Origin of the sequence: Aequorivita lipolytica (assembly GCF_007997135.1) — a bacterium.
Taxonomy (GTDB): Bacteria; Bacteroidota; Bacteroidia; order Flavobacteriales; family Flavobacteriaceae; genus Aequorivita; species Aequorivita lipolytica.
On record NZ_VORU01000003.1, the window covers coordinates 131,904 to 145,622 of the forward strand.

A 13,719-nucleotide genomic window follows, 5' to 3' on the forward strand; every position below is an offset into this window, starting at 1 on the left:
GATGAAACTGACCAAAAAAATAGAAACCGAAGTATTAAAAGTGTATGACACTTGGCTGCACAGCTATTTAAATGGTGACGTGGCTACCTACGATTCTTATTTGGATGAAGAATATCACTTTATTGGTTCTACAAATAATGAAGAATTTTTAAACCGAAAAGCTACCACAAAATTCTTTTATGATACCGCTGAACAATTAGCCGGAAAATGTGATTTAAGAAACGAAACCCGAACACTGGAACAATTCGGGGAGCTCATTTTCATTACCCATTTTTTTGATGCTTGGTTTCTTAATGATACTGAATACAATTATTACGGAAGGTTTCGGTTTACATCGGCACTTCAGAAAAATAAGGAAGGCTGGCGTTTTATCTACCAACATTTCTCCATGCCCGATTCCAAAACAGAAGAAGGCGAAACCATTGGTTTTGAAAAAATAAACGAAGAAAATCAACAACTTCGTGATGCCATACAACGCCGCACGATAGAGTTGGAATCAAAAAACAGAGAACTTGAAATTGAAGGTGCGCTACAAAGAATCCGTGCAGAAGCGGTGGCCATGAAACAATCAAGTGATCTACTGGATATCGTGGTCACCATGCGTACCGAATTTATCAAACTAGGTCACGAAGCCCACTATTTCTGGCATATGATGTGGCTGCCTGAGAAATACGAAAAGGCAATGACCTCGGGCGATGGTACAAAAATTGGTTTTGTAATGGAGCTTCCAAGACATATCCACGGTGACATCCCAATGTTGGCCAATTGGGAAAAGAGTGATGATGCTATTATTATCTACCCAATGGATACCGAAGCCGCTTTAGCCTATGTGGATAAAATGGTCACCCTTGGCGATTTTCAGAATATAGATCCGCAAGCACCCAGTGAAGATGACATTCGCCACATTGGCGGACTCACATTTATTATGGCGCGCACCACCCACGGGGAGATTGGGTACAGTTTGCCGGGTGTGGTTAAACATCCTCCAAAGGAAGATCTCGAAATTTTAGAAAAATTTGCTGGCGCTTTTGACCTTGCGCACCGCAGATTTCTCGATCTTAAAAAAGCTGAAAAGCAGACCCGAGAAGTAGCGATAGAGTTAGGTTTAGAAAAAGTGCGTTCACGAAGTTTGGCCATGCATAGCAGTGATGAATTAAGAGCTGCCAGCGCATTGTTGTTCATTGAAATTACCAAATTAGGAATCGAAAGTATTACAAGTGGCTACGTACTTCTGGACGAAGACGAAAAAATAGGTTGGAACTATATGCCAGATCCTTCAACTGGAAAAATAATGCCTATCGCTACTGGGGTTTTTCACGATAAAACGGACAATATGAAGTCTATTATCAAAAACTGGAAAAAACAAGAACCCGTTTTTGTATTGGATTTGGACGAAAAACAAACGATCGCTCACCAAACCTTCATTGCAGAAGAAAGCTTAAATTTTCCAATTTCAGCAGAAAAGTTGATTGCCGTTTCCCCTCCACAACTAAAACTTCACACCTTCAACTTTAAGCAAGGGTATTTATTGATTGTTGGTGGCGAAAAACTGTCCCAAGAACAGATAGATGTGATGTTGCGCTTTACTAAAGTGTTTCAACAAACGTACACCCGTTTCCTCGACCTTCAAAAAGCCGAAGCACAGGCACGAGAAGCACAGATTGAAATGGCATTGGAAAAAGTGCGGAGCCGAAGTATGGGCATGCAAAATTCCGAAGAACTCAAAGAAGTCATTCAGGTTGTTTACAATCAATTTATTCAACTGAATATCAACATTGAGCATACAGGTTTCATTATAAATTATAAAGAAAGGGACGATATGTATATTTGGTTGGCAGACAATCACGATGTGCCAACGCAAGTAACCCTTCCCTACTTTGATTGCGCTCATTTCAACAGTTTTAATGTAGCAAAGCAGAGGGGTAATGATTTCTTCGCTAATCAGCTTTCTTTTGAAGAAAAAAACAAATTTTATAAAAATTTGTTTGAATTTATACCTGAGGCATCTAAGGAAATAAAAGACTACTACTTCGGCCGTAAAGCCCTTGCCATTTCTACTGTATTGTTAGATAATATTGGTCTTTATATAGAGAACTTCGACGGTATCCCCTATTCCGAAGAAGAAAATGCAATTTTACTGCGCTTCGGAAAAGTTTTCCAACAAACCTACACGCGTTTCCTTGACCTTAAAAAAGCCGAAGCACAAACTCGAGAAGCACAGATAAACTTGGCAGTAGAAAGAGTACGTGCAAAGGCACTGGCTATGTATGCTTCGGAAGAAATAATGGAGGTTGTATTTAAGCTGAAAGAAGAAATAATGGGCTTGGATATTCCCAATGTGGCGGCTGCAACCATTCATATAAAAGAAAAAGATGGTACATATACCATGTGGGATCTTACAGCGATGCAAGCAACAAAAAGGAAACTGTATCAACCAATGAAAGTAAATTATCGCTTGGAAGAAATTAACCCCCATCTTTTTATAAAAAGAATGTGGGAGCACACTGACCCCTATTTCTTGGTGGTTCAGGATGAGGAAGATTTTAAACGGACCCTTCAATTTCTTCGGGATCACGATAGGGGAAAAGAAGCAAGCGATTCAGAAGAATTATTAAAAAATGCTAAAATAAAGAAAGCATATCATCCTACAATACCTCTCAACAACGGTAGAATGTGTATTGATTTACTCGAACCGCCTTCCGCAGAAATTGAAACCATCTTAACTAAAATGGGCGCTGCTTTTGATCTGGCTTATAAACGTTTTGAAGATCTTAAAAAAGCCGAAGAGCAGACCAAAGAAGCCAAAATTGAAGCCTCGCTCGAAAAAGTTAGAAACGTAGCCCTCGCGCTCAAAAAATCTGAAGATATGCTGGATATTGCCCAAGTGTTGTACGAGCAATTGCTGGCCCTTGGCTTTACCGATATCCGAAATGCAATTATCGATATTCATAATGACGATACCGAAACTTTTTTAGATTACGACTATTCCCACGATATGTCAAGTGCTGTCACAGAATTCTCATTCTATGGTGACCCTGTGATTGAACAGCAAATCAAAAAGGTGCAATCCAGCAATGACGCGTTTTTTGAAATTGAATTGAAGGGCGCAGCACTGGAAGAACTCATAGAAACGCGGTTACGAAATGGCGAAAAAGACGATCCACGGCTTCGGCAAATTGATCATCTTACCTATAATCTCTATTCCTTTGGGAATGGTGCCATTGGAATTTCGAATTTCGGAATTTTAAGCGATGATCAAAAGAAGATTTTGAAACGCTTCCGTAACGTGTTCACATTTGCTTATAAAAGATATACCGACTTGGCAAACGCCGAAGCACAGGCACGGGAAGCACAGATTGAAGCCGCTTTAGAAAAAGTACGTTCCCGTTCTTTGGCGATGCACAAACCAGATGAATTACAAGAGGTGGTAGCTTTAGTTGCCGAAAAATTAACGGAACTGGGCGTAATATTCGATGCCGGTGGTGTGATACTTTGTACCTATTTCCCAGACAATAAAGATGTGGTGCACTGGATAGTTGCGCCAGACTTTTCCCATTCGGGGAGTTATTTTGTTCCTTATTTTGACAACCCCATTTTTAAAGACGCTTGGGATTCAAAAATCCGTGGCGATGCCTATTTCTCAAAGGAATTTTCTGTTGAAGCGAAGAATCACTTTTTTGAATACGCTTTTGAGCATAGTGATTATAAACATTTTCCGGAAGATTATAAACAGCATGTCCTAAAAGCTGATAAACATAACCTCTCAGCTGCTTGGTCAAAAAATTCTGCAATCATTATTCCTTCACTAACAGGTGTTGTGCCTTCAGAAAATGAAGCTGAAATCATAAAACGTTTTGCCAAAGTTTTTGAGCAAGCGTACATCCGTTTTATGGATCTTCAAAAAGCTGAAGAACGAGCACGTGAATCGCAAATAGATATTGCATTAGAAAGAGTGCGCTCACGAACCATGGGAATGCAGAAATCTGATGAGTTGGCTGAAACATCAGCGGTATTATTTAAGCAAATAAAAGAAATCGCTACTGAAACCTGGAGCTGTGGTTTTTGTATTTGGCAAGAAAACGATGAAGTAGAATTATGGATGGGTGCAGATTCGGGAGGAATATTACCTCCTATGTTAATTCCGTATAAAGAAGAACCTACGCATAGAGATATTTATAAAGCTTCGCTTAATGGAGCGGTGGAATATAACAAAATCTGGAAAGGCAAGGCTTTGAAGGAACATTATGCCTTTTTAAGAACAATCCCTTCCGTAGCAAAAGCAATTAAGGTAATGGAAGATTCTGGTCTCACATTACCGGATCAACAATGCTATTATGTTGGCTTTTTTAAATATGGGTATCTGTTATTGATTACAAAAGAACCCAACGATAATCTAATCGAACTTAGCAAACGCTTTACAAATGTGTTTGACCTTACCTACACGCGTTTCTTAGACCTTCAGTTAAAGGAAAAACAATCGGTTGAGTTGTTAGCTGAAAAACAACGTCTTGAAGTAACGCTAACCGATTTACAGGCCACACAAAAGCAATTAATTCAATCTGAAAAAATGGCTTCGCTTGGAGAATTGACGGCGGGCATCGCCCACGAAATTCAGAACCCACTGAATTTTGTGAATAATTTTTCTGAAGTAAGCAACGAACTTTTGGAAGAAATGGAAGAAGAAATGGCTTCCGAAAATTATGAAGAAGCACTGGAAATCCTGAACGACATAAAACAAAACCTCGAAAAAATAACCCACCACGGCAAACGCGCAGACGGCATTGTTAAAGGAATGTTACAGCACAGCCGAAAAAGCACAGCCGAAAAAGAACCCACAGACATTAACCAACTGGCGGATGAATATTTACGCCTCGCTTATCACGGTCTACGCGCAAAGGACAAAAGTTTTAATGCCACATTGGAAACAGATTTTGATGAAAGCATCGGTATGGTCAATGTTATTCCACAGGATATGGGAAGGGTGATTCTGAATTTGATTACGAATGCTTTTTATGCCGTAAACGAGAAAAAGTCGGTCGTTGATAAAGACCTGTCAGGTTTTAAAAACCTGACAGGTCTAGATTCATATAAGCCGACGGTGTCAGTTTCAACAAAAAAATTAAAAGACTCTATCGAGATTATAGTAAAAGACAACGGCAACGGAATTCCAAAACATGTATTGGACAAAATATTTCAACCATTCTTTACTACAAAACCAACAGGTTTAGGAACGGGATTGGGACTATCTTTAAGTTATGATATTGTAAAGACACATGGAGGAGAATTGAAAGTTGAAAGTAAGGAAAGGACAGGAAGTGAATTCAGCATTAATTTACCAACAAAAAATGATGTTTAAAAAACTACACATACAAACAATAAAGCAGATGCTTTTGGCACTAACTTTTTGCAGCCTGTTTGCGGGCAGCCTAATGGCACAGCAGCAAGTGGATGCAACTAAACAGAAAGCCAATGCTTTAAAGGCACAGCTTAATCGGGCAACTTCAGATTCATCCCGAGCACGCCTTGCAACCCAACTTTCTACCACATACCGTTTGCTCATTGAAAATGACAGTTGTAAAAAGTATGCTTCACTTGCCATTCCGCTTACAAATAAATTCACCACCATAAACAATAATTCCAGTATTGCCACAAAACATAAAATGATACGCGCAAAAGCCATTGAAAACCTAGGGTCGGTGCTATCTTATGAAAATACTACGTTGGGTCTTGACACTTTAAATGTAGCCTTACGGTTATGGCAGGAAACCGGAAACAAACCCGGAATAGCAATGGCATATTTCACCTTAGCCCAGGGCTACGGTTATAAAGGCGATAATTTACAAGCCATAGAATATTTCAACAAAAGCATCAAACTATTTGAAGAGACAAATAATAAATATGACAAAGCATCTGCATTAATTAGCTTAGGCCTTGAAAAACGCTATTTGGGCAATTATGGCGACGCTCTGGAAAGCACCCTAAAATCCTTACAGATTGCCAAAGAAATCAGGGACACGACTTTAATGACAGACGCCTTATTGGCCAATGGTTTCAATTATATGTTGGCAAAAAGTTATCCCGAGGCACTACAAGACCAACGGAAAGCATTGGAATTATATAAGCTGACCAAAGATTCGGTGGGTATAGCAAGGACCTATAATGATATGGGGGTTACAGATATGTTTGCCAATAAGCTAGATGACGCTTTAATAAACTATAAAAAAGCGTTAGCGTTACGCAAAAAACTGGGAGATGTAAGTGGCATAGGCTATTCATACAGTTACATTTCGAGGATATACAAAATGCAGGGCAAGTTTGAAGAGGCCATCACAAATACAAAAGAAGGGATTAAGTATGCATTGCAATGGGGCGACATCCGGTTTATTATTGATGGCTATTTGGATGCTGGCGATATCTATTTGGAACTGAAAGATTATGAAAATGCTTTAACCAATTACAACACAGCTTTGGATATCGCAAAAGAAAATAAAGCTTTCAATTATCAGGCTATTTCCCTAATGCAAATAGGAAAAGTGCATACCAATTCAGGAAATACAAAAAAGGCATTAGTAGCACTTCAAATGGCCGAACAGGTTGTATTGCCCAGAGACTACAAAACGCGTCGTTCCATTTATGATAGAATGAAAGATACCTACGTAAAGGACAACGATTACGAAAATGCCTTTGAAAGCCAGTTTAAATTTCAGCAAATGAATGACTCTGTGAATGCCGCAGAAAAAGCAGAAAAAATAACTGCCCTTACTCAACAGGTCATTTATGAAAACAAACGTGCCCTGCAAAAGGCCAGTCAGGATAAGGAAATAGCCATACAGCAATCCCAAATAAAACAACAAAAACTTATACGCAACATCAGCATTGGCGGCTTACTGATAGTCATTGGCTTTGCATTTGTATTTTTTATGAGGTTCAAGGAAAAAAGAAAACTGAACGTTGCGCTCGAAGAATCACTTTTTGACCTCAAGGCTACCCAAAAACAACTCATCCAATCCGAAAAAATGGCAAGTTTGGGCGAACTTACAGCAGGCATTGCCCACGAAATTCAAAACCCGTTGAATTTTGTTAATAATTTTTCAGATATGAGCAATGAACTTTTGGACGAAATGGAAGCAGAATTGGATAAAGGTGATATAGAAGAAGCCAAAACCATAATGGCTGACATAAAACAAAACCTCGAAAAAATAAACCATCACGGCAAGCGCGCAGAAGGAATCGTAAAGGGAATGCTCCAACACAGCCGAAAAAGCACGGACGAAAAAGAGCCAACGGACATCAATGTTTTGGCGGACGAATATCTGCGACTCGCCTATCACGGCCTTCGTGCAAAAGACAAAAGTTTCAACGCAACCTTGAAAACCAATTTTGATGAAACCATCGGAAAAATTGAAATCGTTCCCCAGGACATCGGTAGGGTTATTTTAAATTTGATAACAAATGCCTTTTATGCTGTAAACGAGAAAAAATTGGCCGTTGATAAAGATCTGACAGGTCTGGATTCCTACCAACCCACAGTTTCAGTTTCAACAAAAAAACTGAACAACAAAGTTGAGATTTCAGTAAAAGACAACGGAAACGGAATTCCGCAACAAGTTTTGGATAAAATATTCCAACCCTTTTTCACAACAAAGCCAACTGGACAAGGGACTGGGTTGGGGTTAAGTATGAGTTATGATATTATTACCAAGGCCCACGGAGGCGAATTGAAAGTTGAGACTAAAGAAGGCGAGGGAACCGAGTTTATTATTCGATTGCCAATAAATTAAAAAACCTAAAGACTAAAAGAACGATATAGTTCAATAAAATGAAAACGAGCATTGCCATATTTCGGATTATTTACCTCAGCCTTGCGGTACTGTTCGTCGTTTCGTGTAATTCAAACCGTTCCGAAAAAGGACAAAGCACCTTTGAAAAAAACGACACCATCTCGCCCCCCGTGGTCGTACCTGCAGAAAAGCCCATTATAAACGTCCTTTCAGAAAGCAAAGCCGAGGTCATTTTGTTGTCACAAAGACCCGCACCCGTGAAAACTTCATCTGGGTTTTATGTGGAAATGGAAAATTTCAACACCCAACAAGGCCTAGCAATGAGCAGCATACTTTGTGGCTACAAAGACAGCGCAGGCAACCTTTGGTTTGGAACAGCCGGCAACGGGGTTAGCATGTACAATGGCAAGTCGTTTACCAATTTCACCTCTGCCCACGGACTTATCCACAATCTCATCAACTGTATAACCGAAGATAGCCAACGGAATATCTGGTTTGGAAGTTACGGGGGCGTGAGCAAATATAACGGCAAAACCTTCGAAAATTTTACCACCGAACAAGGCCTAGCGGACAACGATGTTTTAAAAATTATTGAAGACAGCAAAGGCACCCTTTGGTTTGCATCGCAAAAAGGGGTTTGCAGTTTCAACCCGAATGATACAATTGCTGGGCAGAAGCCTTTCAAAAAAATGGAACCATTAAAGGGCCAAGTGAACGACATTATGGAAGACAGCCAAAACCAGTTATGGTTCGCAGGCAGCGAAGGGGTTTGGAAAACCTCGCCAAATGCAAATGGCGAACTGATAAATGTTTCAGATAAATTCAATTTAAAAAGCGAAGTGGCAATGGCTATTGCCGAAGATAATGACGGAACAATCTGGGTAGGTGCAACGGGCTCCCTTTTCAGATTCAGACCCGCAAGTTCCAATGTTTCTGAAAAAACATTCGAGCCTCTAACCGAAGCTGATGGATTAGTAAACAATTCCATTATGTGCATTACCGTGGACGGTCAAGGCAAGGTTTGGATTGGCACGGAGGGCGGTGTTTCCAAATACGATAAAAAAACAGGCAACTTTATAAATTTCACAAAGGAACAAGGGCTTGCCTTTAATCGTGTAAACAGTATTACCGAAGATACTGCTGGCAGTCTCTGGTTTGGCACTTATGGTGGTGGGCTCAACAGATACGATGGACCATCCGTTTTGGAACTCACGAACAAACAAGGACTTCCGGGCAATGCCGTTTACGCCACAACCCAAGATAACGAGGGCAATATGTGGTTTGCCCCCTCCAACGCTGGCATCGTAAAATATGTTGAAAATGATGGCGCGCCGTACAGCGGCACCTATATAAATTATACTTCCGAACAAGGGCTTTTGAGCGATACCCAATTTGCTGCGGCAAAAGACAAAGAAGGCAATTTGTATTTCGGGAGTTACTCAGGGCTAAGCAAATTTACAGGGAAGACACTGATAAACTACACGGAAAGCAATGGTTTGCCGGACAATGAAATCACCACTCTCTATTGCGATAAAAAGAATCGTCTCTGGATTGGGACCTATAGCGATGGGATAAACATATTTGATGGCAAGTCGTTCCAAAATTTCAATACGGAACAGGGTCTCGTGCACAAAACGATTTGGGGTTTTTGCGAAGATAGCCAAGGAAATATCTGGATTGCCACCCGAGGCGGCCTGAGCCGGTACGATGGTCAAAATTTTATGAACTTCACCAAAAACCAAGGCCTGCCGGACAATAAGCTTTCCTCCGTAATTGAGGACAAAAACGGAAACATAATAATCGGCAGTTGGGGAGGCGGCATTTCCATCCTGAAAAAAGAACGGCTTGAAAAACTCAATTTACCCAATGCCGATCAATCCGAGCCCATTTTTGAAAACTTCAGCACAGCCCAAGGTTTGGCGAACGATGTGGTATATAAAATTTTGGAAGATTTCAACAAAAATATAATCATAGGAACTAACGTAGGTTTTACGATTTTAAAAGGCGGCATTTCTTCCGAAAAGGGAAAAATAGCGAAAGATGGCATTGAAAATTATAATGAAAATACTGGATACCCGATAAAAGACATCAGCAATAACCATAGCATGTACGAAGAAGGAAATGGTATAATCTGGGCCGGCACCGGCGATAAACTGGTGCGTTTTGATTATGGTAGCGTCCTTAGAAACACCGAATCGCCGAAGGTTATCCTTCAAAACATTAAAATAAACAACGAACCCATAAGCTGGCGCAGCCTCGAATGGGCGCGGAAAAAAGATACCCTTTCCACTGAAAAAAACAACAATACCCCTTCTTATATTACCGATGAAATGCTTACCTTCAAAAGAAAACTGCCTGCGAGCAAGCTGGACAGCATGGTACATACATATCGTAATGTGCATTTTGACGGAGTTCAGCCTTTTTACGCAATTCCCGAAAATTTGGAACTCCCCTATTCCAAAAACAACATCAGCTTTAATTTTGTGGGAATCCAGACCACACGGCCACAATTGGTGCGCTATCAATATATGCTGGAGGGATATGACGAACATTGGAACCCCATAACTGAAAACAGCACCGCCACTTTTGGCAACATCCGCGAAGGCAATTATACTTTTTTGGTAAAAGCCAAAAATGCAAATGGGGCTTGGAGCGAACCGTTAAATTATCAGTTTTCTATCATGCCGCCGTGGTACCGCACTTGGTATGCGTATCTGTTCTATATTTTGCTGTTTTTCACTGCAATGTTTTATTTGGACAGGTTTCAACGAAAACGGGTACTTTTCAAAGAGCGGCAAAAAGGAATACAAAGTAAACTGCAGCATGCTAAGGAAATTGAAGAAGCCTTTACTAAACTAAAGTCCACCCAAGTACAGCTTATCCATTCCGAAAAGATGGCCTCGCTCGGAGAATTGACCGCTGGCATCGCCCACGAAATTCAGAATCCGCTGAATTTTGTAAATAATTTTTCAGAAGTGAGCTATGAGCTTTTGGCCGAAATGAACGACGAATTGCACAATGGAAATATAGAAGCAGCCTTAGTAATTTCGGCAGACTTTAAACAAAACCTCGAAAAAATAAACCACCACGGAAAGCGCGCCGAAGGAATAGTAAAGGGAATGTTACAACATAGCAGAACAAGTAGCGGTAAGAAAGAACCCACGGATATAAACACTTTATGCGATGAATACTTACGGTTGGCCTACCACGGGTTGCGGGCAAAGGATAAAAGTTTTAACGCCTCAATGAAAACGGATTTTGACGATACAATCGGTAAAATAAATATTATTCCACAGGATATGGGTCGCGTGATTCTGAATTTATTGACCAATGCTTTTTATGCCTGTGCGGAACGAAAGAAAGCCCCCCTAACCCCCAAAGGGGGAACAAGCGAAGCCCAAAGTAAATATGAGCCAACCGTTTGGGTATGCACACGAAAGTACCCCCCTTCACTTGCATCCGACGAGGGAGGCACGACCGAGAGGAATGCACACAGGGGGGACTGGATTACAATTTCAGTAAAAGACAACGGCAACGGTATTCCACAGAAAGTTTTGGACAAAATATTCCAGCCTTTTTTCACTACCAAACCCTCTGGAGAAGGAACTGGCTTGGGCTTGAGTATGAGTTATGATATTGTTACAAAAGGTCATGGTGGCGAATTGATTGTAGAAACTAAAGAAGGGGAAGGAACTGAATTTATTATTAAACTACCAAAATAATTATATTATGAAGATACTAGTAGTAGATGACGAACAAGACGTAAAAACCCTTTTCCTGCAACGTTTCCGAAAGGAAATAAAAACAGGCGAAATGGATTTTGACTTTGCCTTTTCGGGCGAAGAAGCGTTGACCTATCTAAATCAAAATTCAAAAGAGGCGGTATTGATTCTTTCAGACATCAATATGCCCGGAATGAGCGGTTTGGAACTTTTGAAACACATTAAACAAGAATTCCGTAAACCGCCGCCAGTGGTTATGATGATTACAGCCTATGGTGACGATGAAAATTTCAACACCGCAAAAAGTCTTGGCGCAGACGACTTTTTGACCAAACCCGTGGATTTTAAAGTACTGAAAGAAAAATTATTGCAGAAGTGATGGAAGACAGATGACGGATGTACGAAACTGAATATTGAATATTGAATATTGAAAACTGCGCCTTAATCTTGAAGGTAGCACAAAACATAAAATTATGGCAAAGATACTTGTAGTTGACGATGAGGCAGATCTGGAAACACTGATAAAACAGAAATTCCGAAAGCAGATACGCGAAAAGGAGTATGAATTCTTCTTCGCCATAAACGGCGTGGATGCGTTGGAAAAACTCAAGGAGGAACCTGAAGTGGACATCGTTTTGAGCGATATCAATATGCCTGAAATGGACGGGCTTACACTCTTGACCAAACTGAGCGAGCTGAGACCACTGCTGAAATCTGTCATCGTTTCGGCCTATGGTGATATGGAAAATATTCGAACGGCAATGAACCGTGGCGCTTTCGACTTTATTACAAAACCAATAAATTTTGAAGACCTGATAATTACAGTTGAAAAAACTATAAAGCACAGCAACCAAATAAAACAAACATTACAGGCCATTAAAGAAAATAATATTTTAAGAATGTACGTGGACGAAAACGTATTGAATTTTATGGGCAGCCGAGAATATGAAACCACCATTATGGCAAACGAAACCATTGAGGCGACGGTTATGTTTATAGATCTTTGCGGGTTTACAAAAATCAGTGAGACCACTCCAGCCGATACTGTTGTAAGTATGATAAATACTTATTTTGATGTTATGGTACAAGAAATAATGGAACAGCAGGGCTTCATAGATAAATTTATAGGCGATGCGGTTATGGCGGTTTTTCGGGGCGATTATCATTTGGACCGAGCAATTGACGCTGCGCTGGCCGTTCGAAACAAAATTAACAACATCGCAAAAATTGAAGGCTTACCGGATTTTGAACCAAAAGTTTCCATCGGCATTAAAAGTGGTGAAATGATTTCCGGAAACATTGGCTCTGCAAGTTTGAAACGGTTGGATTATACAGTAATAGGAGACACCGTAAACACCGCCGCCCGCTTACAGGATGCCGCAAAACCAGACCAAATAATCATTGGCGAAAGCTGCTACAACACGGTAAAAGAAGCCTTCAAATGTAGAAAGCTTGAGAGCATAAAAGTAAAAAACAAAACCGAACTTTTAATAGTCTATGAAGTCTTGGAATAAAGAGGCATCACCTCAAGCAAAAGTATAACGCAGCATTTTAGCGCAAAAGAACAATCTTATGGAACAACAAGAAAAACAACCAACCTCGCCAATCAAGAACAAACATACTGACGATCTAGTAGATCACTATTGGGGCAGCATTAATTACGTGACTGGCTTAATAAAAGCTTCCGAACTTAAAGCGGGGCTAATTCTTTCCTTTTATGGAATTTTGCTGAATTTTATTTATCAAGGCACAACTGCGGCAGTAAAAAATGCACCCAACGAAGTTGTGCTGTACATTCTATTGGGACTTTGGTTCTGTTGTACTGTGGTGTCTATTTATTTCAGCATACGTTGTTTCATCCCAAGAATTGAAGCTAAATATGACAAGAACATATTTTTTTTCCGGGATGTTATTTCAAAATTTGGGACCATTAATGAATTCTCAAAAACCTTTTACAGCATAAGCCGGGACGAAGACCAGCTTTTTGACCATTTGGGACAACAGGTGTTTATCATTTCAAAAATTGCTACGATAAAGTTTAAAAATGTGCAGCGATCGCTTAAATTTTTGGCTTTGGGATTATTACTCCTATTGCTTACCATTATTTATTATGTGATTGCTACATTATAAAAACCCCAATCAAATAGCTTAACGGGACGAATAGGCAAATCATAAATGGTTCAAATTAAAATTGTGCTGAAATCGTTACCTTTAGA

The 13,719-nt window shown here is 40.1% G+C and carries 6 protein-coding genes; all 6 read left to right on the plus strand.

Features of this window, described 5'->3' with window-relative positions:
• Position 1 precedes the first annotated feature (1 nt).
• The 6 genes from ESV24_RS05280 (at position 2) to ESV24_RS05305 (ending at position 13,633) form a co-directional block, all read left to right on the plus strand.
• Positions 2-5,356, plus strand: a complete 5,355-nt coding sequence (locus tag ESV24_RS05280) for a nuclear transport factor 2 family protein (protein ID WP_111814690.1) — start codon at positions 2-4, stop codon at positions 5,354-5,356.
• Entirely contained in the window at positions 5,346-7,781 is a 2,436-nt protein-coding gene (locus ESV24_RS05285) for a tetratricopeptide repeat-containing sensor histidine kinase (protein ID WP_146743126.1), read from the plus strand. Before ESV24_RS05280 ends, ESV24_RS05285 begins: the two co-directional genes overlap by 11 nt.
• Before the next feature lie 38 nt (positions 7,782-7,819).
• On the plus strand, positions 7,820-11,503 hold the full coding sequence (locus ESV24_RS05290) for a sensor histidine kinase (protein ID WP_111814686.1): 3,684 nt from the start codon (positions 7,820-7,822) through the stop codon (positions 11,501-11,503).
• Between the two features lie 7 nt (positions 11,504-11,510).
• Positions 11,511-11,882, plus strand: a complete 372-nt coding sequence (locus tag ESV24_RS05295; RefSeq protein ID WP_111814684.1) for a response regulator — start codon at positions 11,511-11,513, stop codon at positions 11,880-11,882.
• Positions 11,883-11,976: 94 nt separating this feature from the next.
• Positions 11,977-13,017, plus strand: a complete 1,041-nt coding sequence (locus ESV24_RS05300) for a response regulator (protein ID WP_111814682.1) — start codon at positions 11,977-11,979, stop codon at positions 13,015-13,017.
• Positions 13,018-13,075: 58 nt separating this feature from the next.
• Positions 13,076-13,633, plus strand: a complete 558-nt coding sequence (locus ESV24_RS05305; RefSeq protein WP_111814680.1) for a Pycsar system effector family protein — start codon at positions 13,076-13,078, stop codon at positions 13,631-13,633.
• Positions 13,634-13,719: the final 86 nt, after the last annotated feature.

What these genes read in the sequence shown, in the direction of transcription:
- ESV24_RS05280 (WP_111814690.1), top strand. Translation starts at nt 2, where the DNA reads ATGAAACTGACCAAAAAAATAGAAACCGAAGTATTAAAAGTGTATGAC.
- ESV24_RS05285 (WP_146743126.1), top strand. Translation starts at nt 5,346, where the DNA reads ATGATGTTTAAAAAACTACACATACAAACAATAAAGCAGATGCTTTTG.
- ESV24_RS05290 (WP_111814686.1), top strand. Translation starts at nt 7,820, where the DNA reads ATGAAAACGAGCATTGCCATATTTCGGATTATTTACCTCAGCCTTGCG.
- ESV24_RS05295 (WP_111814684.1), top strand. Translation starts at nt 11,511, where the DNA reads ATGAAGATACTAGTAGTAGATGACGAACAAGACGTAAAAACCCTTTTC.
- ESV24_RS05300 (WP_111814682.1), top strand. Translation starts at nt 11,977, where the DNA reads ATGGCAAAGATACTTGTAGTTGACGATGAGGCAGATCTGGAAACACTG.
- ESV24_RS05305 (WP_111814680.1), top strand. Translation starts at nt 13,076, where the DNA reads ATGGAACAACAAGAAAAACAACCAACCTCGCCAATCAAGAACAAACAT.